The following is a 21,985-nucleotide window of genomic DNA, read 5'->3' as shown; positions in this document are numbered from 1 at the left end:
GGAGATTTCTGAATGGGGAAACCCACCTCGCAAGAGGTATCGCATGATGAATACATAGTCATGCGAGGCGAACCGGGTGAACTGAAACATCTCAGTAGCTCGAGGAAAAGACATCAACCGAGATTCCGAAAGTAGTGGCGAGCGAAATCGGAAGAGCCTTCTAGTGATAGCACGACTGTTAGCAAAACGGAATGGAAAGTCCGGCCATAGCAGGTGATAGCCCTGTATGCGAAAACAGACGTGTGGTACTAAGCTGGAGAAAAGTAGGGCGGGACACGAGAAATCCTGTCTGAATATGGGGGGACCATCCTCCAAGGCTAAATACTCGTAATCGACCGATAGTGAACCAGTACCGTGAGGGAAAGGCGAAAAGAACCCCGGGAGGGGAGTGAAATAGATCCTGAAACCGCATGCTTACAAAAAGTAGGAGCCCTTAGGGGTGACTGCGTACCTTTTGTATAATGGGTCAGCGACTTACATTCAGTGGCAAGGTTAACCGAATAGGGAAGCCGTAGAGAAATCGAGTCCGAATAGGGCGAATCAGTCGCTGGGTGTAGACCCGAAACCAAGTGATCTATCCATGGCCAGGATGAAGGTGCCGTAACAGGTACTGGAGGTCCGAACCCACTAGTGTTGCAAAACTAGGGGATGAGCTGTGGATAGGGGTGAAAGGCTAAACAAACTTGGAAATAGCTGGTTCTTTCCGAAAACTATTTAGGTAGTGCCTCAAGTATTACCTGCGGGGGTAGAGCACTGTTTAGGCTAGGGGGTCATGGCGACTTACCAAACCTATGCAAACTCCGAATACCGCAGAGTACAGCTTGGGAGACAGAGCACCGGGTGCTAACGTCCGGACTCAAGAGGGAAACAACCCAGACCGCCAGCTAAGGTCCCTAAAATTGGCTAAGTGGGAAACGAAGTGGGAAGGCTAAAACAGTCAGGATGTTGGCTTAGAAGCAGCCATCATTTAAAGAAAGCGTAATAGCTCACTGATCGAGTCGTCCTGCGCGGAAGATGTAACGGGGCTAAGCCAGTTACCGAAGCTGCGGATGTGCAATTTATTGCACGTGGTAGGAGAGCGTTCTGTAGGCCTGTGAAGGTGTCTGGTAACGGATGCTGGAGGTATCAGAAGTGCGAATGCTGACATGAGTAGCGTTAAAGGGGGTGAAAAGCCCCCTCGCCGTAAGCGCAAGGTTTTCTACGCAACGTTCATCGGCGTAGAGTGAGTCGGCCCCTAAGGCGAGGCAGAGATGCGTAGCTGATGGGAAACAGGTCAATATTCCTGTACCGATGTGTAGTGCGATGTGGGGACGGAGAAGGTTAGCTCAGCCAACTGTTGGATATGTTGGTTCAAGCCTGTAGTCGTGCCCGGTAGGCAAATCCGCCGGGCTTAGATGAGGGGTGATAACGAGGCTGCTTGCAGCCGAAGTGAGTGATACCCTGCTTCCAGGAAAAGCCACTAAGCTTCAGCTACACACGACCGTACCGCAAACCGACACTGGTGCGCGAGATGAGTATTCTAAGGCGCTTGAGAGAACTCAGGAGAAGGAACTCGGCAAATTGATACCGTAACTTCGGGAGAAGGTATGCCCCAAGTAGGTGAACCTGTACAAGGCGAGCCCAACGGGGTTGCAAAAAATCGGTGGCTGCGACTGTTTAATAAAAACACAGCACTCTGCAAACACGAAAGTGGACGTATAGGGTGTGACGCCTGCCCGGTGCTGGAAGATTAAATGATGGGGTGCAAGCTCTTGATTGAAGTCCCAGTAAACGGCGGCCGTAACTATAACGGTCCTAAGGTAGCGAAATTCCTTGTCGGGTAAGTTCCGACCTGCACGAATGGCGTAACGATGGCCACACTGTCTCCTCCTGAGACTCAGCGAAGTTGAAATGTTTGTGATGATGCAATCTCCCCGCGGAAAGACGGAAAGACCCCATGAACCTTTACTGTAGCTTTGTATTGGACTTTGAACAGATCTGTGTAGGATAGGTGGGAGGCTTTGAAGTGAGGACGCTAGTTCTCATGGAGCCAACGTTGAAATACCACCCTGGTGTGTTTGAGGTTCTAACCTAGGTCCATTATCTGGATCGGGGACAGTGCATGGTAGGCAGTTTGACTGGGGCGGTCTCCTCCCAAAGCGTAACGGAGGAGTTCGAAGGTACGCTAGTTACGGTCGGACATCGTGACGATAGTGCAATGGCATAAGCGTGCTTAACTGCGAGACTGACAAGTCGAGCAGATGCGAAAGCAGGACATAGTGATCCGGTGGTTCTGTATGGAAGGGCCATCGCTCAACGGATAAAAGGTACTCTGGGGATAACAGGCTGATACCGCCCAAGAGTTCATATCGACGGCGGTGTTTGGCACCTCGATGTCGGCTCATCTCATCCTGGGGCTGTAGCCGGTCCCAAGGGTATGGCTGTTCGCCATTTAAAGAGGTACGTGAGCTGGGTTTAAAACGTCGTGAGACAGTTTGGTCCCTATCTTCCGTGGGCGCTGCAGATTTGAGGAAGCCTGCTCCTAGTACGAGAGGACCGGAGTGGACACACCTCTGGTGTATCGGTTGTCACGCCAGTGGCATTGCCGAGTAGCTAAGTGTGGAAGAGATAACCGCTGAAAGCATCTAAGCGGGAAACTCGTTTCAAGATGAGATCTGCCGGGGCCTTGAGCCCCCTAAAGAGTCGTTCAAGACCAGGACGTTGATAGGCTGGGTGTGGAAGCGCAGTAATGCGTTAAGCTAACCAGTACTAATTGCTCGTGCGGCTTGACCCTATAACTTTGATAGCCAAAGCGCAAACAGTAATGCTTGTGTGAGAAGCTCAAAGATTGTTATGCCAAGTTGACGCAGTCAAAAGACACAAAAATCTGATTCCAAACTCTATGAATTCGTTGTGTTGCTCCCACGAGCAGCACGACAACAAGTTATGCCTGATGACCATAGCAAGTTGGTACCACTCCTTCCCATCCCGAACAGGACAGTGAAACGACTTTGCGCCGATGATAGTGCGGGTTCCCGTGTGAAAGTAGGTCATCGTCAGGCTCTTACAGCCCAGCAACGCCCCACTCAACCTCTGAGTGGGGCGTTTCTGCTTTGGACGACAAACATATTTGCGTTTTATTCGGACGGAAAACTGGTCGGAACAGGGTGATGCAACTCCAAGATATTCTGTATTCTCAAGGGTTTGGTACCCGTCGTGTCTGCGCAGGACTTGTGCAGCATGGGTGGGTGGAGACGGCCAGCCTCGACCAGGGCGCTTCCTTCGTTCCATGTACGGACGCGTCGATGGATTTCGATACAACGGAGCTGGGTTTACGGGTACAAGGGGTGGAGTGGCCCTATCACGCCAAAGCGTATGTGATGCTGCACAAGCCTGCGGGCACAGAATGTTCGCAGAAGCCCTCAACTTACCCCAGCATCTACACCTTGCTACCAGCTCCGCTGCGGCAAAGACCGTGCAAGAGTGCCATTCAAGGCGTGCAAGCTGTTGGCCGTCTTGATCAGGACACAACGGGTCTTTTGTTGCTCAGCGACGATGGGCATTTCATCCATCGCATGAGTTCGCCAAAGAAACATGTTCCCAAGGTGTACCGGGTAACCACCAAACATCCGGTGGACGATTTGCAAATCGGCAAGTTGCTGGCAGGAGTTGTGCTCGATGACGATCCCAAACCCGTGCGCGCCTCTGCTTGCACGCCCGTGGACAGCCATCGTCTAGACCTGACCCTGACTGAAGGCAAGTACCACCAGGTCAAGCGCATGCTGGCCGCTGTGGGCAATCGGGTAGAAGCGTTGCATCGCTCGGGCATCGGCACGCTGGATCTTCCCCCGGACCTTGCACCTGGGCAGTGGAAATGGTTGTCTGCCGAGGATCTGGTCAGGCTGAATCCTGTTTCGTGATCAGGTCTCCGCAGGGCATACCTTCAAGCGACATTTCGGCTCGACCTCCTGTCGATGCGCTGAGTTTCTGGAAAATTTTTCCGGTTCATACATAGCCGACTCTCCCGTTGTTACGTCTTCGGCGCGAAGGCGCAGGGTGTGCGGCGCTAAACTCCTCTGCTGATCTGAAAGTGGGTTCCTGTGAAGATTTTTTCTGCTGCACATTGCTGCGCCATCTTGGCTGGGTTTGCGTTGTCTGTCGCCAATGCGGCAACGTCCGCGCCACCCCCTGTTTTTGTCCTGAATTCGCTTGAGGCGAATGTCAGCGTGATTGACCCGGTCACCTGGACCGAAACTGTGCGCATTCCCACGGGCAAGGAGCCGCACCATCTGTACTTGACTCCGGATGAAAAGTCCCTGATTGTGGCCAATGCGCTGGGCGACACGCTGACCTTCGTGGATCCGCGGACGGCGCAAGTGCAGCGGACTGTCCGCGGCATTGTCGATCCGTACCATCTGCGCTTTTCACCTGACATGAAGTGGCTCATCACCGCGGCCAACCGGCTCAACCATGTCGACTTTTACCGTTGGGATGGGAACGAGCCTGTGCTGGTCAAGCGCGTGGCCACGTCGCGCACACCCAGCCACATGTGGATAGACAGCCGCAGCACCACGGTTTATGTGTCCATGCAGGACAGCGATGAACTCGTTGCCATGGACATCGCCACGCAGACCATCAAATGGCGCACCAAGACCGGCGCCATGCCGGCGGACGTGTACGGCAGTGGCGACGATCGGCGGCTTTTTGTCGGGTTAACGGGAAGCGATGGGGTTGAGGTGTTTGATATTTCCGGACGTGAGCCGCGCAGTATCAAGAAAATCACCACCGGCAATGGTGCGCATGCCTTCCGGGCTGCGGGAGACGGTCGCCACCTCTATGTCAGCAACCGTGTGGCCAACTCGATCAGCAAGATTGACATGGGAACGCAAGAGGTGGTTGCCACCTATCCAGTGCCGGGGGGGCCCGATTGCATGGACGTGTCGGCCGATGGCCGCTGGATTTACGTAAGCTCACGCTGGGCACGCAAGCTATCGGTGGTGGATACCCAGGCTGGCAAGGTTGTGCGGCAAGTCGCTGTAGGGAAGTCGCCCCATGGCGTATGGACGTTGCAGCACGCACCCCGGTGACGCCATGTGCGAGGCGATCATGCGGCGCAGGGGATGGGCTGTAAACGCATCATTTTTGATAGCTGTTTGCGCTTTACCCATAAGCGCTAGTGCTCAAAACGACTGTAAAAAACCGCTCTACCTCACCTTCGACACCGGCCACATGGAGGTGGCTCCGCTGATCGCGGACGTGCTGCAACGCCAGCAGGTCCGGGTGACCTTTTTTGCCGCGCAAGAACCGACAAAGCAGGGCGATGGCAGCTTGGGCGCGCACTGGGCAGCGTGGTGGCGCGCCCGCGGTGCGGAAGGCCATGCCTTTGCCTCCCACACCTGGAACCATGTGTACTGGCGTGCGGACCTCGGTGATGCGGCAGCGCCGGCGTTTCGCGTGCGGCCCTCGGCCGGTCCGCGCCAGGGGCAGGAGTTCACGATGGGCGCGCCGGAATACTGCGAAGAACTGGGCCGTGCTGCGGATCGATTGCAGGCTCTTACAGGGCAGAAACCCTTGCCCCTGTTCCGGGCACCCGGTGGCAAGACATCGCCCCAACTGATCGCCAGCGCCAAGGCGTGTGGCTACACCCATGTGGGTTGGGCGCCGGCAGGGTTTTTGGGGGATGAGCTGTCCAGTGAAAAATTCAGCAACGAAGCGCTGCTGCGCAAGGCGCTGCAAGACATACGCAGTGGCGACATCCTGATGGCGCATCTGGGCATCTGGTCACGCAAAGATGCCTGGGCTCCTGCCGTGCTGGAGCCGCTGATTGTGGGGTTGAAGGCGAAAGGTTTCTGTTTTCGCACATTGCGCGAGCATCCGGATTACGCAGCAGTTCAGCTGCGTTGACGGGGGCGTGATCGCGGCGTTCAGACACCATCGTCGGTCGCAAAACAATGACAAAGGGGTGAAATGATGGAGTGGTGGGCCGACGCCTTCAATGGGGCGCAGCAGTGGTTGTTCGAGTCCACGCTGCAGCCTTTGCTCTTTGCCTTGGGGCTTGGCAATCTGCTGGAAAACGGATACGCGGCCACCGGGTGGTTGCTGGTTGGCCTGCTGCAACTGGTGGTCATCGTGGCGGTGTTCGGTCCCTTGCAGCGCTGGCGCCCGGTGGAGCCCGTTACCGACCGGGCGACCATCCGCACCGACATGGCTTACACGCTGCTGCACCGGCTGGGCCTGTTTCGGGTGCTCCTGTTCTTTGCCATTGCTCCCTTGACGGACATGCTGTTTGGCTCGCTTCGGGTGGTCGGTATCAGCACGCTGCAGCTCGACGGCCTGTGGCCGGGGTTACGGATATTCCATGGGTCAGCCTGCTGCTCTACCTGGTCGTTTTTGATTTCGTGGACTACTGGCTGCACCGAGGCCAGCACCATTTTGAGTGGTGGTGGCGCCTGCATTCCCTGCACCATGCACAGCGTCAGATGACGATGTGGAGCGACAACCGCAACCATCTGCTCGACGACGTGCTCAGAGACACGCTGCTGGTGATCGTGGCGCAAGCCATTGGTGTGGCTCCCGGGCAATTCATTGCCATTGTGGCCATCACCCAGCTGAGCGAGAGCTTTCAGCACGCCAACCTGCGCCTGTGGTTTGGCCGCTGGGGTGAGCGGCTGTGGATCAGCCCCCGGTTTCACCGTCGGCACCACACCATTGGCGTCGGCCATGAGACCACGCCAACGGCGCATCCCTCCGCCGACATGGCCTCAGGCACGCTGCCGCCAACGGGCCGGAAGGCAGTCCTGGGCGGGCATAACTTCGGCGTGCTATTGCCCTGGTGGGACATGTTGTTTGGTACGGCCGATTTCCAGCTCCGCTACGACCCCACGGGCGTAAGAGACCAGGTGGAGCCCGATCCGCAGGGCCGCCTGCGCGACTATGGCAGGGGGTTCTGGTCCCAGCAATGGCGTGGCGTGCTCAGGCTGGTTGGGAAAGCCTGAACCCGCGTTCAAGCCACCCTTTGAGCCGTTTCCCAGGCGGTCAGGGTATGCTTGCCGGCATGGGACTTCTGGTTGATTCTTTCTGGCGTGCAGCGGTGTATTGCCTGCGCCCGCGCGTGATCATGCTGTCAATGGTGCCATTGCTGCTGATCGGGGTTTTGGGCGGCGCCCTGGGCTATTTCTACTGGGATGGCGCCGTACGGGGCATGCGCTCTATGCTGGAGTCTTCCACGCTGCTTGCCACCTTCTGGGGCTGGCTCCATGCTTGGGGCGTGGGCGATGTGACCGCCGTGATGGCACCACTCATGGTGATCCTGGTCGTCACGCCCGTGCTGGTGATGGTTTCGCTACTGGCAGTCGCGCTGCTGATGACGCCCGCACTGGTGGCCCTGGTGGCACAGCGTCGTTTTCCCCATCTCGAGCGCAAGAGGGGCGGATCTTTCTGGGCTGGCGCTGTGTGGTCTTTGGGTTCCACCGTGCTGGCAGTGGTTGCCCTGGTGGTGTCGATTCCATTGTGGTTGGTGCCGCCTCTGGTGCTGGTGCTGCCGCCGCTGATCTGGGGCTGGCTTACCTACCGCGTCATGGCGTTCGATGCATTGGCCGAGCATGCGAGCAAGGAAGAGCGGCGCGAGATATTGCGCCGCCACCGGACCAGCCTGCTGGGAATCGGTGTATTGACCGGTTATCTGGGCGCGGCGCCCAGCCTCGTATGGGCTTCCGGCGTGGTTTTTGCGGCGGCTTTTTTTGTTCTGGTACCGCTGGCGATCTGGATTTACACCCTGGTTTTTGCCTTCTCTTCCCTGTGGTTTGCGCATTACTGCCTTGCCGCACTGGAGCGCCTTCGACGGGAGGGCGGCGGTGCGCCGTCGGCAACGGCGGCCCCTGTCAGCGATCAAGCCGCTGTTGCCTTTGCCAACCACCCGGGCGCAGCCCCTGATGAAGCCTTCACTTCGGAGAATAAGTTGCCATGAGTTCGCATATCGGCCTGATCATCGTGGGCGATGAGATTCTTTCGGGCAAGCGTGCCGACAAGCACATGCCCAAGGTCATTGAGTTGCTGGCGGCACGCGGGCTGGCCTTGTCCTATGCCGACTATGTGGGCGACAGCCCCGAGCGCATTACGGCCACATTGCACCGCGCGTTCTCGTCTGCCGATATGGTGTTTTCGTGCGGCGGAATCGGTGCCACCCCGGATGACCACACGCGCCAGTGCGCGGCCAAGGCGCTGGGTGTGGATCTGGTGCTGCACCCTGAAGCCGAGGCCCTGATCCGCGAGCGCATGCAAGACACGGCACGCGAGCAGGGTGTGCCCTATGAAGCAAACCGCCCGGACAACGTGCATCGGCTCAACATGGGCATGTTTCCCCAGGGCGCGCGCATCATCCCCAACCCCTACAACAAAATTCCCGGCTTCAGCTGCAATGGCCCGGGTGGCGGGGCGGTACATTTTGTGCCGGGCTTTCCGGTGATGGCATGGCCCATGATCGAATGGGTGCTGGACCACGAATACCCGCATTTGTTCAACCGATCGCCACAGACCGAACAGTCCGTCATTGTCTTTGGGGCCATGGAGGCGGTGCTCACGCCCTTGATGCAGCGCATAGAGCAGCAGCACGCCCGGATCCGGGTGTTCAGCCTGCCCAGCGTTGATCACCCACAATACGGGCGCCACATAGAATTGGGCGTGAAGGGGCCTGCTGAAGATGTTCCCGCCGCGTGGGCAGACCTGCAAACGGGTTTGCACGCCATTGGTGCCAATTGCGGCCCAGAATTGGTGCGAAAACTTCAGTGAAGCCCAATGAATGCAGGGGTGCACCGTTTTGGTGATTTTTGGTGCCGGGGATTCTGCGGCTTTGCCCTGAGTGCTCCGTCCCAGTGCAGGCCTGGCACTCGCCTGGCACGCAAACTGCTTTTCGCTTGGCAGACTTTTTTAACAAGCGTTTTATCCAGGAGAACCTGATGGCCAAGACCGTTGCAGACGTGATGAAGCTGGTGAAGGAGAACGAAGTCAAATTCGTGGACTTCCGTTTTACCGATACCCGTGGCAAACAGCACCACACCACGGTGCCCGTCTCGCATTTTGACGAAGACAAGTTCATTTCGGGCCATGCCTTTGACGGCTCGTCGATTGCCGGCTGGAAGGGCATCGAAGCCTCTGACATGCAGCTGATTCCTGACCCGAATTCGGCCAACATCGACCCGTTTTTCGAAGAAACGACGCTGATCCTGACCTGCGACGTGATCGAGCCCAGCGACGGCAAGGCCTATGACCGCGACCCCCGCTCGGTGGCCAAGCGCGCCGAAGCCTACCTGAAGGCCTCTGGCCTGGGCGACACGGCATTCTTCGGCCCCGAACCCGAATTCTTCATCTTCGACGGCGTGCGCTGGAGCACCGAGCCCAACCACACCTTCTACGAAATCGAAGAGTACGAAGCACCCTGGAACACCGGCTCCAAGCTCGAAGGCGGCAACCGTGGCCACCGTCCCACCGTCAAGGGCGGTTACTTCCCCGTGCCACCTGTCGACAGCACGCAAGACATGCGCGCCGAGATGTCGCTGATCCTCGAATCCCTGGGCATTCCGGTCGAAGTGTTTCACCACGAAGTGGCGGGCGCCGGCCAGAACGAAATCGGCACGCGATTCAGCACCCTGGTCGAGCGCGCTGACTGGACCATGCTGCAAAAGTATGTGATTCACAACGTGGCCAATGCCTACGGCAAGACCGCCACGTTCATGCCCAAGCCCTACCACGGCGACAACGGTTCGGGCATGCATGTGCACCAATCGGTCTGGAAGGATGGCAAGAACCTGTTTGCCGGCGACGGCTATGCAGGCCTGTCGGACTTTGCCCTGTACTACATCGGCGGCATCATCAAGCACGCCCGTGCGCTCAACGCCATCACCAACCCTGGCACCAACAGCTACAAGCGCCTGGTGCCCCACTTTGAAGCCCCGGTGAAGCTGGCCTATTCGGCCAAGAACCGTTCGGCCTCGATCCGCATCCCTTACGTGGCCAACCCCAAGGGCCGTCGCGTGGAAGCCCGTTTCCCTGATCCACTGATGAATCCTTACCTGGGCTTTGCCGCCCTGCTGATGGCGGGTCTGGACGGCGTGGAAAACAAGATCCATCCGGGCGAAGCCGCCACGAAGGATCTGTACCATCTGCCGCCCGAGGAAGACAAGCTGGTTCCAACCGTTTGCCACAGCCTCGACCAGGCGCTGGAAGCGCTGGACAAGGACCGCGGTTTCCTGACCAAGGGTGGCGTGTTCTCCGAAAGCATGATCGACGCCTACATCGACCTGAAGATGAGCGAAGTCACGCGCTTCCGTATGTCCGTTCACCCGGTCGAGTACGACATGTACTACTCGCTGTAATTGCCTGCCACCAGGCCATTGCATCCAAAGGCGGCGCAAGCCGCCTTTTTTCATGGCGCCACGATATCTGGAGGCCGGTTCAGGAACCAAGCAATCACCTGTTGCATCCTTCCCCAATAGCCTGTATCGGTTGCGGCTGTCCAATTGGTGATGCGCGGCGATTGGGGGATACTCAACTGCACCCCTGCATAGCATGTGCGAGGAAACTGAATGAAACAAACGCTCACTACCCTGATAGTCATCGCCGCCATGGCGCCAGCCGCCTGGGCACAAGACCGCATCTATCGCTGCGGCAATGAATACACCAACAACGCCGCCCAGGCCAAGGAACGCGGCTGCAAGCTGGTCGAGGGCGGCAACGTGACGGTGGTGCAGGGCGCCCGCGCCAAGGCATCGGGCGTTGCAACCCCCGGTGCTCCTGCTGCCTCGCCCGCCGGTGCGCCACGCGTGGAAAACAACGACCAGCGCGCGCGCGATGCGGATGCCCGCGCCATTCTGGAGTCCGAGTTGCGCAAGGCCGAGGCACGCCACGCCGAATTGCTCAAGGAATACAACAACGGGGCGCCCGAGCGCAATGCGCTGGACCTGCGCAATCCGCAGGTTTACCTGGAGCGCACGGCCGAACTCAAGGCCAGTGTTGCGCGCAGCGAGAGTGACCTGGCCGGAATCCGTCGCGAGCTGGCACGCCTTCCAGGCAGTCCGAAGTAAGCGCGGTGGAGCGCTTGGTGCTGCCCGACTCTCCTGCCGCTGAAACGGAGCGCTTTCACCCGCTGGACCTGATGTCTACGCTGGTGGCGGTGCTGCGTTCAGACGGCGCCGTGCAGTTTGCCAATGCGGCGCTGGAGAACACGCTGGGGTTGTCGCGGCGCATGCTGGAAGGCTTGGACTTTTCGTCCTTCTTTACCGACCCCACGCTGCTGCAGACGGCTTTGGCCGGTGCGCGTGTGAAGGACTTTGCCGCGCTGCGCTACGAGGCCAGCCTCAAGCGCTTGCACCAAGACCCCGTGCCTGTGCATGTCAACGTGGCCGATGCCGAGCAGGTGGGCGAAATCCTGGTCGAGCTGTGGCCTCTGGAGCAGCATGCTCGCCAGGACCGCGAAGAACGCCTGCTCGACCAGGCCCAGGCCAACAAGGAGCTGGTTCGCAACCTGGCACACGAGATCAAGAACCCGCTGGGCGGCATCCGCGGCGCCGCACAGCTGCTGGAGATGGAGCTGGAAAACCGCGAGCTGACCGAATATACCCAGGTCATCATCCACGAGGCCGATCGCCTGCAGAGCCTGGTGGATCGACTGCTGGCGCCGCACCGCCACCCGCATCTGGTGGGGGACGTCAACATCCACGAGGTGTGCGAGCGTGTGCGTTCGCTGGTGCTGGTCGAACACCCGCAGGGCCTTACCGTGCAGCGCGACTACGACACCTCGATCCCCGAGTTTCGTGGCGACCGCGCCCAGCTGATTCAGGCCTTGCTGAACATCGTGCAGAACGCGGCCCAGGCCCTGGCAGAACGCATCGCCAAAGGCGATGCCGTCATCACGCTGCGCACCCGCGTGGCCAGACAGGTCACGTTTGGTCGCCAGCGGTATCGGCTGGCACTGGAATTGCATGTCATCGACAACGGACCGGGCGTGCCCGATGCCATCAAAGAGCGGATTTTTTACCCGCTGGTGTCGGGTCGGGACGGGGGATCAGGGCTGGGGCTCACGTTGGCACAAACATTCGTACAGCGCCACCATGGGCTGGTCGAATGCGACAGCGTGCCGGGTCGCACCGACTTCCGCATCCTGATTCCCTTGCCCTGAGGTCCCCGACATGCAACTACAGCGAAGGTAAAAAAACACATGAAGCCGATCTGGATAGTAGATGACGACCCCTCGATCCGCTTCGTCCTGGAAAAAGCGCTGGCCCGCGAGAACCTGCCCACGCGCAGTTTCACGAACCCCCGCGAAGTGCTGGAAGCGCTGGCGCAAATTGCCGTGGGCGACCCCGCACGGCAAGGCCCCCAGGTCCTGGTGAGCGACATCCGCATGCCTGGGGGCTCGGGCCTTCAGCTGCTTGAAAAAGTGCGCGAACTGCAACCGGGGTTGCCTGTCATCATCATGACGGCCTACTCCGATCTCGATAGCGCCGTCTCGTCATTCCAGCGCGGGGCTTTTGAATACCTGCCCAAGCCGTTCGACCTGCCCAAGGCGGTGGAGCTGATCCGCCGCGCGGTGGAAGAAAGCCAGCGCGAGGAAGTGACCGAAGAGCGCCAGGCCGAAACCCCAGAGATGCTGGGCCAGGCGCCTGCAATGCAGGACGTGTTTCGGGCCATCGGGCGCCTGAGCCAGAGCCAGGTCACGGTGCTCATCACGGGCGAATCGGGATCGGGCAAGGAGCTGGTGGCGCGTGCGCTGCACAAGCATTCGCCCTGCGCGGACGGCCCCTTCGTGGCCATCAACACCGCCGCCATTCCGAAAGACCTGCTCGAATCCGAACTCTTCGGCCATGAGCGCGGCGCCTTCACCGGTGCGCAGACGCAGCGACGTGGCCGCTTTGAGCAGGCCGAAGGCGGCACGCTGTTCCTCGACGAAATCGGAGACATGCCGTTCGATCTGCAAACGCGGCTGCTGCGTGTGCTGTCCGACGGCCAGTTTTACCGCGTGGGCGGCCATGCGGCCGTCAAAGCCCATGTGCGCGTGATCGCAGCCACCCACCAGAATCTGGAGCAGCGCGTCAAGGAAGGCGGTTTTCGCGAGGACTTGTTCCACCGCCTCAACGTCATTCGCCTGCGCCTGCCGGCGCTGCGCGAGCGGCACGAAGACGTGCCCATGCTCACGCGCCACTTCCTGCAGCAAAGCGCACGGCAGCTGGGCGTGGAGCCCAAGCGCATCGCCGAGTCGGCGCTGGCGCGGCTGGAGCAATTCGCCTTTCCGGGCAACGTGCGCCAGCTGGAAAACATCTGCCACTGGCTTACGGTGATGGCACCGGCCCAGGTGATCTCGCTGCAAGACCTGCCGCCGGAGGTGCTGGAATCGCCGGTTTATCAGGCACCTGCGCGCACCGTCGCGACGCTGGCGGCGCCGGCTGCGTCGGTGGTGGCCGAGCGCCCTGAGCCGCTCCATGCGGCCCCTGCACCCGCGCCCGCTTCGGGCGCGGTGCCGGTATTTGCGCCGCAGTCGGGTAGTGGTGACCTTTCGGTGATCGAAGGTGCAGCGCCCGTGCTGGTCACCACTAACGTCGCTACCAACGGTGGCTGGGAGCATGCGCTGGAAACCGAGGCACAGAAGCTGCTAGCGGACGGGCAAACCGAGGTATGGGATGTCCTCACACGGCGCTTTGAATCGCGCCTGATCCGCACGGCGCTGGCGGCCACCCACGGCCGGCGCATGGAGGCCGCGCAGCGGCTGGGCATCGGCCGCAACACCATCACGCGCAAGATCCAGGAACTGGGGCTTGATGCGCCGGATGAGAGCTAAATAGCTGCTTAGCGCTTGCGTATAAAGCGCTAGCAGCTATGAAAAACATAGTGAATGCGCCTCCTTGGCTGGTGGGCTCGTCTGTTTGGGCTGGTGCTGCACGCCGGGGCGTTGGCCGTGCGGGCCGCGTCCTACATGCAGGCCCTCCATGGGCCGACCTGCAGGTCCGGTTGGGCTTCTGACAATGAAATCACTGTCAACCAACCGGAGATTTCAATGTCGGATTTCAACCAGGCCAACCGTGACCCCCTGACCCTCGAACCCGGCGCACACCCCGTAGGCACCGGGCTGGGCGCTGCGATGGGTGGCGCCGCGACCGGTGCTGCCGTGGGCGCGATGGCAGGCCCCGCCGGGGCGGCTGTGGGCGGTGTGGTCGGTGCCGTGGCGGGTGGGCTTGCAGGCAAGGCCGCCGCTGAATCGCTGAACCCCACGCAGGAAGACGCCTACTGGCGCGACGCCTATGCGAGCGAACCCTATTACGTCAGTGGCCGCACCTATGAGCAATACCAGCCTGCCTATGAACTGGGCTGGACATCGGTGTCACGTTACGACGGAGATTTTGATGCGATTGAGCCCCGCCTGGCCGATGACTGGCGCGCCCGCCATGCGGCCTCGGGCCTGTCGTGGACGGATGTGCGCCCTGCCACGCGCGCAGCATGGAACCGTGCTGCACGGGTTCGTCCGGTACAAGCCGCCGATCACGGCGACGTGGTCGGGGTTCTCAACGATCTGCTCGAATCGTGCCGCGACGGTGAATACGGCTTTAAAGCCTGTGCCGAGCACGCTGATTCTGCCGAGCTGCAGCAGATTTTCCGCAGGCACGCGAGCGAATGTGCGGTGGCGGCTGCCGAGTTGGAACGCGAAGTGCGCGCACGCGGCGGTGAGCCCGCCATAGGCGGCACGGTGGCCGGCGCGCTGCACCGGGGCTGGGTGTCGGTGAAGTCGGCGCTGAGTGCGCAGGACGACAAGGCGGTCTTGGAGGAGTGCGAGCGCGGTGAAGACGCTGCCGTGGCCCGCTACCGCGCGGCCCTGAAAGCGACGCTGCCATTTGAAGTGCGCGCCGTGATCGAGCGCCAGGCACGGGGCGCCCAGCGCAACCATGACGAGGTGCGCGCACTGCGCGACCGCTTCGTGGCTGCCGCTCAGCGGTAAGCCAAGCACCGGGGCCGCAAGGCCTTGGCCCGCCGCTTTTGTAGCGGCTTGCCTTTGCCAGCAGTTGCGAAGCGGCGTTCGGCCTTAGTCCAGCGTCACCACCACCGGTGCGTGGTCGCTGGGCTGCGGGTTCTTGCGCGGCGCGCGGTCGATGGTGCAGGCGCTGACGGCGCTGCGCAGCGCATCGCTGACCAGGATGTGGTCAATGCGCAGGCCCCGGTTCTTCTGGAAACCCAGCATGCGGTAGTCCCACCACGAATAGCTCTTCTCAGGCTGCTCGAACATGCGAAAGGCATCGGTCAGCCCCAGCCCCAGCAGGGCCTGGAAGTGTGAGCGCTCTTCGGTGGTGTGGTGAATGGTTTCGCGCAGGCCCACGGGGTCGTGCGAGTCGCGGTCTTCGGGTGCCACGTTGAAGTCACCCACCAGCACCAGGCGCGGATGCGCCGCCATCTCCGCGCGCACCATGTTCTGCAGTGCCTGCAGCCAGCGCATCTTGTAGGCAAATTTTTCGGAACCTGGCGCCTGCCCGTTCACAAAATAACCGTTGATCAGGCGCAAGTGGCCGGTGGGCGTGTCCAGGGTGGCGGCAATCACGCGGGCCTGCTCATCGCCGAAAGCCGGAATGTTGCGCACCACATCGCGCAGCGGGTAGCGGCTCAGGATCGCCACGCCGTTGTAGGTTTTCTGGCCAAAGGCCACGGCTTCATAGCCTGCCTCTTTCAGCGCCTCGTGCGGAAATTTGTCGTCGGTGAGCTTGAGCTCCTGCAGGCACAGCGCATCGACCGGGTTGGCGGCCAGCCAGGCCAGCACCTGGGGCAGGCGCACGCTGAGGGAGTTGACGTTCCAGGTCGCAATTTTCATTATGAATGTATCCTATTGATTTATAAGAAATTTTATTTTTGATAATATGTTGGTACCCCCAGATATACCCCCAATAAATTTTGCTTGAGGTGGTACGTGAGTGGCCTGCGGCTCACCTTTGCAGATGCTTGCTCCTTCTTGGAGCGATTCGCGACGGACCTCGTTCATGATATTTCCCCGTTGTTGAGTTCGTAGGCTTGGGCAAGACGGCCAAGGATTTCTGCGACGGATCTGTTGCCGAGACCCAGAGTCTTCGGATCGAGAGTGGTGTCCATGGTGGCCGCTTCAAGAAATCTTCTCATGTCATCTGCGATCTTCGGGTCCAGCGGGATGCGGGTCGTAGCTGTCAGCAATTGCGAGAGTCGCAGCACATCATTGACGTGCTTGCGAATGTTTTTGGCGTCAACATGTTGGCGCCGACCGAAAACTGAGCCACTTTTGAGGGTAGTGCCGACCCAAAACTGAGCCAGGTGAACAACTTAATCTGCTGCTTTTTTGTGCAGCAGAGGACAAGGAGTGATCACCATGGACATGATTGGCAGGATCCGGCATTTGTATGCCCGCAAGAACAAATCGGAGCGCGAGATATCGCGCATGACAGGGCTATCGCGCAACACGGTGGCGAAGTGGCTGCACGGCGAGGTGGACGGCCCACCGAGGTACCGCCGCAGCGAACAGCCCAACAAACTGACGGCGTTTCATGACGCGCTCATGCTGGCCTTGAAGGCCGATGCACGGCGGCCCAAACACGAGCGGCGCACGGCCAAGGCGCTGTACGCCGAGATCAGGCAAGCGGGCTACGAAGGGGGTTACACGCGGGTGACCGACTTCATCCGGGCGTGGCGCCAGAGCGAGGGTCAGGGGGCGGCCGTCAATGCCTTCGTGCCGCTGGCCTTCGAGCTGGGAGAGGCTTTCCAGTTCGACTGGAGCGAGGAAGGCATGGTGATCGGCGGCATCTACTACCGGGTGCAGGTCTCGCATATGAAGCTGTGTGCTTCGCGGGCCTTCTGGCTGGTGGCGTACCCCAGCCAGGGTCACGAGATGCTGTTCGATGCCCACACCCGATCGTTCGCCGCGCTGGGCGGCGTGGCACGCCGGGGCATCTACGACAACATGAAGACCGCTGTAGACAAGGTCAAGAAGGGCAAGGGACGCATCGTCAACGAGCGCTTTGCCACCATGTGCGCGCACTACCTCTATGACCCGGACTTCTGCAACGTGGCCAGCGGCTGGGAGAAAGGGGTGGTGGAGAAGAACGTGCAGGACAGCCGCCGACGCATCTGGATCGACGCGGCGCAGATCAAGTTCGGCAGCTTCACCGAACTCAACGCCTGGCTGGGCCAGCGCTGCCGCGCGTTGTGGGACGAGGTACGCCACCCCGAGCACAAGCAGTTCAGCGTGTCGGAGATGCTCGAACACGAGCGGGCGCACCTCATGCCCATGCCGCTGCCCTTCGACGGCTACGTCGAGAAACCCGCGCGGGTTTCCAGCACCTGCCTGGTGTCTGTGGCGCGCAACCGGTATTCGGTGCCGTGCGAACGCGTGGGCCAGATGGTGAGCACGCGGCTGTACCCGGGCCGCGTGGTCATCGTGGCCGATGATGAGGTCATCGCCCGCCACGAACGTCTGAGCAACGCGGGCGAGACCCGGTACGACTGGCAGCACTACATCCCGCTGCTGCAGAGAAAGCCCGGGGCGCTGAGAAACGGAGCGCCCTTTGCGGACATGCCCGAGCCACTGCAGCGGCTGCGCCGCGGGCTATTGCGTAACCCGGGAGGCGACCGGGTGATGGCGCAAGTGCTGGCGATTGTGCTTGGCGCCGGTCTGGACGCGGTGCTGGTGGCCATCGAGCTGGCGCTGGAGAGCGGTGCGCCAGGCAAGGTGAGCGTGGAGCATGTGGTCAACGTGCTGAGCCGGCTCAACGCGCAGCCGGCACCTCCCACGGCGGCCACACGGCTGAAGGTGACAACGCCACCGCTGGCAAACACGGCCCGCTACGACAGCCTTCGGGCCGACACCGCGGACAGTGCCGTGGGCGCCACCACCGAAGGAGCCCGCCATGAAGACTGATGTGCTGGTCGAACTCAAGGCGCTGCGCCTGCACGGCATGGCCGGTGCCTGGGCTGATCTGGTCGAGCAAGGCGGTGGCGATGGCGGCGGCCTGGGCATCGAGACCTCGCGCTGGCTGATCGAGCACCTGCTGCAGGCCGAGGGCACGGACCGGGCGATGCGCTCGATCAGCCACCAGATGCACGCGGCGAAGTTCCCGGTGCACCGGGACATGGCGGGCTTTGACTTCTCGGTCTCGCCGGTGGACCGAAAGCTCGTCACCACGCTGGCCGGCACTGCCTTTACCGACGAGGCGCACAACGTGGTGCTGGTGGGCGGCCCGGGCACGGGCAAGACCCATCTGGCCACTGCCATCGGCGTCTCGGGCATCACCCGCCATGGCAAGCGGGTGCGGTTCTACTCCACGGTCGATCTGGTTAACGCACTGGAGCAGGAGAAGGCGCAGGGCAAGGCCGGTCGCATCGCCACCAGCTTGCTGCGCATGGACCTGATCATCCTGGACGAGCTGGGTTATCTGCCGTTCAGCCAGGCCGGCGGGGCGCTGCTGTTCCACCTGCTGAGCAAGCTGTACGAACACACCAGCGTGATGATCACGACCAACCTGGACTTCGCCGAATGGTCCAGCGTGTTCGGCGACGCGAAGATGACCACCGCGCTGCTGGACCGTCTCACGCACCACTGCCACATCGTGGAGACGGGCAACGAGTCGATCCGGTTCAGCCGCAGCACGGCCGCTGCGAAGAAGCGGATCAAGGCCCGGGAACAGGACCGAAAGAGTGCCTCAACGCAGGCTGAGCCCGACCCATTCTGAGCAGGCACCGCGCAGGGCAAGCCGCTACGGGCTACGCCCTTCGCGGCTTGCCCAGCGCCTTCAACACATCAGCAAGGAGATCAGCAAACCAGGATAGCACCTACACTTATCCACAGCCGACCCTTGAAACGTCGGCTTCCACCCCTGGCTCAATATTCAGTCGGCACGGTGGCTCAGATTTGGATCGGCGCCGACATGTATTGATCAGCGTGGGCCTCGAACCAGGCGCGAAAGATGTCGAGCCCCTTCACCATGGCAGTCGTTCCTTCAACTCGTCCAGCGCACCTTGAACCCGCTCATTGGTGCTGTCCTGCAGGCTGAGCATGAGCGAAAGCGGATCTACCGTTTCGCTGTCCTGCTGCAATGCCGGGCTGTAGTTCCACAACTGACACTCAAGGTAGCCGGGCGCCGGGCCATCGCTTTGTGCACTGGCATTGAGTGCATTCCATGCCGCGCGGTTCACGGCGTAGACCGGTTGTTGGGGTTCAGCCAACATCGAATGATGTGCCAACGCGCTCAAGCCGGCGAGCCGTTTGGGGAGGTTGGGGCCGAACTCGTGGCGTATCCAGATCGTGCGCTGGACCGGGCTGCGCAGCATAGGCCTGACCCGCTCCCATGTCTCCTGCGGCGGGAACTCCAGGTGCAGATATTGAGCTCGACCCACCTTGCGGACGCTGGCAATCCCCGTCGCCGTCAACTCCCGCACGGCGCGTGACAGGGTCATTGAGGTATAGCCCAGCCTCGCGGCAGCTTCCGAGGGATGCCACTCAGGGTTCCAATGCGGACGCAGCAGGGCGGTGATCAGCATGGCCTGCGCCGACGGACTGATGGGCGACTGTGCGGAGTTGGTTCGCTGGCGGAAATACTCGCGAAGGTCGATCCCGAGGTCTGGAAGGTAGAGCTGGTTGCCTGGGACGATGAATGGCACTTTTTGCTCGATCAGTCGCTTGCGTTCATAAGAGGCGAGGGTATTCGTCACGTAGACGGCGGGGTAACCGGCCACCGAACTCACTTTGTCCATTCGCAGCCGGATGTCGCTGATGGATGATGGGTTGCGGCTGCGGTCCATGGCCACCAGCACCGTGCGCCCGAGCAACTCAACTTCCCAAAAGTCGAAAGCGTCGTGCAGAAAATACGGCAGTTCGTCACGACGCACCCATGGCTGGTATTTCGGCAGGAAGACGCCCAGCGTCTCATGCAGGTAGTGCTGAACGGCGGTGGCGAGGGTGGGCACGATAGAGAAGCGTTAGAAACATAATAAATGCACGATAACATCAATACTGTTATCGTGCAATCTTTGGTTGCGACCTTGTCGTTTTGTGGCGGACGGTCACATGGTGCCGGCGTTCTGGCTTGCTTTGTTGATTCGGGTTTATGCAAGGTTGCCCGTGGTTGTCTGGATTGCGGCGGTGCCCGGCGCAAGGGCAACCGAATAGCCCTCTGGATCGTCGATCCATGCTTGCAGCTCAGTCGGGGCCCAGCCACACGCTCTTCCGCCCAAGTGGACGGGCGGTGGAAATTTCCCCTCGGCGATGCGGCGGTACAGGGTGGCCCGGCTCAATGCGGTGATGCGCATCACGTCCACCATGCGGAAGAAGGCAGGGGCCACCATTGGGAGACGATGGATGTTGCCGTGGTCGTTGGGGTGTGCGAGCGACATGAGAAATCCTTGTGAAAAGCGCATGTCCTCAGAGTGACTCAAGAGGTCTCGTTTGAAAACCAACGTGGGCGTACAGGGGCAAGCCGAGGCGGCAGAAGGGCATATTTTTGGTTCATCGAGGAATACCGGGGAACGCTGCCCGGATCTTCAGGAAGAAGTAGTCCTGATCGCGATAACCATAGGCCCGCCGCTTGATGACTTTGATGGTGTTGTTGATGCCCTCGACGACACTCGTGTTCAACGGATGGCGGCATCGGGCAATGATCCCGTGCAGGTAGCCTTGCAAGCGTTGGGCGAAGGTGCTCAGTGCCGCGATACCGCTTTGATGGGCTTGCTCACACCAATGCTGCCAGGCGCGATGCGCCCAGGCTGGACGACGGTAGAACCACAGCTGCTTAAGCTCGTCGCGCAGGACGTATACCGTCATCAACGGTTGGTTGGCCGCCAGCAGTTCCTTGAGCTGCACTGCTTGCTGCGGCTGTAGCTTGCTGCGGTTGCGCAGCAGCAACCAGCGGCTGGACTTCAGCACCCTGCGTGCTGAAGGCTGCTGACGCAACTGATTGGCCTGATCGACACGCACTCGGTCAACCACCTCGCGGCCATACTTGGCCACGACATGGAACAGGTCATAGACGACCTCGGCGTTGGGGCAATTAGCCTTGATCTCAAGCTCGTAAGCCGTCGTCATGTCGATCGCGACCGCGCGAATGCGCTGTGCAACGCCAGCGGGCAATTGCTCGAAGAATTGGCGTGCCGTCTCGCGTGAGCGCCCTTGCCCGACCCACAGCACCTGCCGGCTGATAGGGTCGACAACTACTGTGGCGTAGCGGTGGCCCTTGTGCAGCGCAAACTCGTCCATCGCCAGGTACTCGATTCGATCCCATTGCGGCTGCGCGGTAGTTGCCAACAGCAAGGCCTTGTCGATGGACTTGACCGTGTGCCAGCCCAAGTCAAAGAACGCAGCAACTGCCTTGATGTTGCTGCTGCGAAGCAACTGGCTGCACGCTTGCGCCAGCCGGTCTGTGACGCGCTGGTAGCGACCGAGCCAGTTGAGCTTCTCCAGGCGCGGACCACCACAGCTATCGCACCACAGACGCCGACGCGGCACATGCAACACCACCCGGTACTCGAATAGGGCCAGATCGCGCACGCGCCGCGTAGTGGTCTCATGGACTTGACTGCACTGCGCGCCGCAGCGTTCGCAATACATGGTCGAGGCCTGCGGCTTCAGGTAGATCGACACCGTGCGGCTGTCGCCCTGGGGCCACTGCACACGTTCGACTTCATAGCCCTCCCAGCCGCCAAGGGCCTGCAACAAGTTTGAATCTAGCATTCGATTTGTTCTCCGATGACAGCTTGGCTGCCATCAGATTACAAGCCGAACGGGCTCATCTCCACGGAATTCTTCGATGAACCATATTTTTTCCCGTGCGGCACGCAGGTTCGGCCTCCTGGTTCCAGGGCAGACAGCAACGCTTCCATGGCCCTCGATCCCATTTTTCGCCTCTGTCGCTGCCTGATGCGGTTGGTCGCCGTGCCAGCGCCTATTTACGCCATAGTGGGCCATATGTGGCACAAAACCTTTACTTGTGCCACTTTGTCTTGCTATAGTGGCGCGAATAGG

17 protein-coding genes, 2 rRNA genes and 1 pseudogene (1 of these 20 running past the window's edge) are annotated in these 21,985 nt (G+C 60.5%); 16 read left to right on the top strand and 4 right to left on the bottom strand.

Features of this window, described 5'->3' with window-relative positions; all coding sequences use genetic code 11:
• The 13 genes and pseudogenes from CBP34_RS13300 to CBP34_RS13240 form a co-directional block, all read left to right on the top strand.
• A 23S ribosomal RNA gene (locus tag CBP34_RS13300) occupies positions 1-2,773 on the top strand (it extends 106 nt beyond the left edge of the window).
• A gap of 155 nt (positions 2,774-2,928) precedes the next feature.
• A 5S ribosomal RNA gene (gene rrf, locus CBP34_RS13295) occupies positions 2,929-3,041 on the top strand.
• Between the two features lie 108 nt (positions 3,042-3,149).
• Entirely contained in the window at positions 3,150-3,899 is a 750-nt protein-coding gene (locus CBP34_RS13290; protein ID WP_094098312.1) for a 16S rRNA pseudouridine(516) synthase, read from the top strand.
• Between the two features lie 216 nt (positions 3,900-4,115).
• Positions 4,116-5,066, top strand: coding sequence for a YncE family protein (locus CBP34_RS13285; protein ID WP_236748423.1), 951 nt, complete (start codon positions 4,116-4,118; stop codon positions 5,064-5,066).
• 4 nt (positions 5,067-5,070) lie between these two features.
• Positions 5,071-5,883 carry a polysaccharide deacetylase family protein gene (locus CBP34_RS13280; protein WP_094098311.1) on the top strand — a complete coding sequence of 271 codons (813 nt, stop codon included), beginning with the start codon at positions 5,071-5,073 and terminating at the stop codon, positions 5,881-5,883.
• Between the two features lie 63 nt (positions 5,884-5,946).
• Positions 5,947-6,974, top strand: a pseudogene (locus CBP34_RS13275) (sterol desaturase family protein).
• A gap of 59 nt (positions 6,975-7,033) precedes the next feature.
• The gene (locus tag CBP34_RS13270) at positions 7,034-7,945 is read left to right on the top strand and encodes an EI24 domain-containing protein (RefSeq protein ID WP_094099177.1); all 912 of its coding nucleotides are present in this window, start codon (positions 7,034-7,036) and stop codon (positions 7,943-7,945) included.
• Positions 7,942-8,766, top strand: coding sequence for a competence/damage-inducible protein A (locus CBP34_RS13265; protein WP_086912868.1), 825 nt, complete (start codon positions 7,942-7,944; stop codon positions 8,764-8,766). Before CBP34_RS13270 ends, CBP34_RS13265 begins: the two co-directional genes overlap by 4 nt.
• A gap of 167 nt (positions 8,767-8,933) precedes the next feature.
• Positions 8,934-10,349: a type I glutamate--ammonia ligase gene (gene glnA / locus CBP34_RS13260; protein WP_086914126.1), complete on the top strand. Its 1,416-nt coding sequence runs from the start codon at positions 8,934-8,936 to the stop codon at positions 10,347-10,349.
• A 210-nt stretch (positions 10,350-10,559) separates the two neighbouring features.
• A complete protein-coding gene (locus CBP34_RS13255; RefSeq protein ID WP_086912867.1) occupies positions 10,560-11,057 on the top strand; it encodes a hypothetical protein in 498 nt (165 codons plus the stop codon).
• 71 nt (positions 11,058-11,128) lie between these two features.
• Positions 11,129-12,151 (top strand): nitrogen regulation protein NR(II), encoded by a 1,023-nt coding sequence (glnL, locus tag CBP34_RS13250; RefSeq protein WP_086914125.1) that lies wholly within the window; start codon positions 11,129-11,131, stop codon positions 12,149-12,151.
• A gap of 39 nt (positions 12,152-12,190) precedes the next feature.
• Positions 12,191-13,807, top strand: coding sequence for a nitrogen regulation protein NR(I) (gene ntrC / locus CBP34_RS13245; RefSeq protein ID WP_094098310.1), 1,617 nt, complete (start codon positions 12,191-12,193; stop codon positions 13,805-13,807).
• A gap of 216 nt (positions 13,808-14,023) precedes the next feature.
• Entirely contained in the window at positions 14,024-14,959 is a 936-nt protein-coding gene (locus CBP34_RS13240) for a ferritin-like domain-containing protein (RefSeq protein WP_094098309.1), read from the top strand.
• 84 nt (positions 14,960-15,043) lie between these two features.
• On the opposite strand, the gene xth is transcribed toward CBP34_RS13240, so the two are convergent.
• On the bottom strand, positions 15,044-15,820 hold the full coding sequence (gene xth / locus CBP34_RS13235) for an exodeoxyribonuclease III (RefSeq protein WP_094098308.1): 777 nt from the start codon (positions 15,818-15,820) through the stop codon (positions 15,044-15,046).
• 197 nt (positions 15,821-16,017) lie between these two features.
• Here xth and CBP34_RS19475 point away from each other — a divergent pair, with 197 nt between their 5' ends.
• The 3 genes from CBP34_RS19475 (at position 16,018) to istB (ending at position 18,701) form a co-directional block, all read left to right on the top strand.
• Positions 16,018-16,251, top strand: coding sequence for a hypothetical protein (locus tag CBP34_RS19475; RefSeq protein ID WP_157896478.1), 234 nt, complete (start codon positions 16,018-16,020; stop codon positions 16,249-16,251).
• 94 nt (positions 16,252-16,345) lie between these two features.
• Positions 16,346-17,890 carry an IS21 family transposase gene (gene istA, locus CBP34_RS13225; protein WP_087748263.1) on the top strand — a complete coding sequence of 515 codons (1,545 nt, stop codon included), beginning with the start codon at positions 16,346-16,348 and terminating at the stop codon, positions 17,888-17,890.
• Positions 17,880-18,701 carry an IS21-like element helper ATPase IstB gene (gene istB, locus CBP34_RS13220; protein ID WP_087745763.1) on the top strand — a complete coding sequence of 274 codons (822 nt, stop codon included), beginning with the start codon at positions 17,880-17,882 and terminating at the stop codon, positions 18,699-18,701. The genes istA and istB overlap by 11 nt, the downstream gene beginning before the upstream one ends.
• A gap of 247 nt (positions 18,702-18,948) precedes the next feature.
• Here the strand turns inward: istB and CBP34_RS13210 are convergent, their stop codons facing one another.
• The 3 genes from CBP34_RS13210 to CBP34_RS13200 all read right to left on the bottom strand — a co-directional run bounded on the left by CBP34_RS13210 (position 18,949) and on the right by CBP34_RS13200 (position 21,694).
• Positions 18,949-19,935: a hypothetical protein gene (locus CBP34_RS13210; protein WP_094098306.1), complete on the bottom strand. Its 987-nt coding sequence runs from the start codon at positions 19,933-19,935 to the stop codon at positions 18,949-18,951.
• A 138-nt stretch (positions 19,936-20,073) separates the two neighbouring features.
• Entirely contained in the window at positions 20,074-20,361 is a 288-nt protein-coding gene (locus tag CBP34_RS13205; RefSeq protein ID WP_094098305.1) for a helix-turn-helix transcriptional regulator, read from the bottom strand.
• A 112-nt stretch (positions 20,362-20,473) separates the two neighbouring features.
• Entirely contained in the window at positions 20,474-21,694 is a 1,221-nt protein-coding gene (locus CBP34_RS13200; protein WP_094098304.1) for an ISL3 family transposase, read from the bottom strand.
• Positions 21,695-21,985: the final 291 nt, after the last annotated feature.

It is taken from the genome of Acidovorax carolinensis (assembly GCF_002157145.1).
GTDB lineage: Bacteria > Pseudomonadota > Gammaproteobacteria > Burkholderiales > Burkholderiaceae_C > Acidovorax > Acidovorax carolinensis.
The sequence above is the reverse complement of the archived record's forward strand: the minus strand, read 5'-3'. Positions and strand labels throughout refer to the sequence as shown.

Bases quoted from the DNA above. Each gene is read 5' to 3' on its own strand.
- CBP34_RS13290 (WP_094098312.1), top strand. From the start codon at position 3,150: ATGCAACTCCAAGATATTCTGTATTCTCAAGGGTTTGGTACCCGTCGT.
- CBP34_RS13280 (WP_094098311.1), top strand. From the start codon at position 5,071: ATGTGCGAGGCGATCATGCGGCGCAGGGGATGGGCTGTAAACGCATCA.
- CBP34_RS13270 (WP_094099177.1), top strand. From the start codon at position 7,034: ATGGGACTTCTGGTTGATTCTTTCTGGCGTGCAGCGGTGTATTGCCTG.
- CBP34_RS13265 (WP_086912868.1), top strand. From the start codon at position 7,942: ATGAGTTCGCATATCGGCCTGATCATCGTGGGCGATGAGATTCTTTCG.
- glnA (WP_086914126.1), top strand. From the start codon at position 8,934: ATGGCCAAGACCGTTGCAGACGTGATGAAGCTGGTGAAGGAGAACGAA.
- CBP34_RS13255 (WP_086912867.1), top strand. From the start codon at position 10,560: ATGAAACAAACGCTCACTACCCTGATAGTCATCGCCGCCATGGCGCCA.
- glnL (WP_086914125.1), top strand. From the start codon at position 11,129: ATGTCTACGCTGGTGGCGGTGCTGCGTTCAGACGGCGCCGTGCAGTTT.
- ntrC (WP_094098310.1), top strand. From the start codon at position 12,191: ATGAAGCCGATCTGGATAGTAGATGACGACCCCTCGATCCGCTTCGTC.
- CBP34_RS13240 (WP_094098309.1), top strand. From the start codon at position 14,024: ATGTCGGATTTCAACCAGGCCAACCGTGACCCCCTGACCCTCGAACCC.
- xth (WP_094098308.1), bottom strand. From the start codon at position 15,820: ATGAAAATTGCGACCTGGAACGTCAACTCCCTCAGCGTGCGCCTGCCC.
- istA (WP_087748263.1), top strand. From the start codon at position 16,346: ATGGACATGATTGGCAGGATCCGGCATTTGTATGCCCGCAAGAACAAA.
- istB (WP_087745763.1), top strand. From the start codon at position 17,880: ATGAAGACTGATGTGCTGGTCGAACTCAAGGCGCTGCGCCTGCACGGC.
- CBP34_RS13205 (WP_094098305.1), bottom strand. From the start codon at position 20,361: ATGTCGCTCGCACACCCCAACGACCACGGCAACATCCATCGTCTCCCA.
- CBP34_RS13200 (WP_094098304.1), bottom strand. From the start codon at position 21,694: ATGCTAGATTCAAACTTGTTGCAGGCCCTTGGCGGCTGGGAGGGCTAT.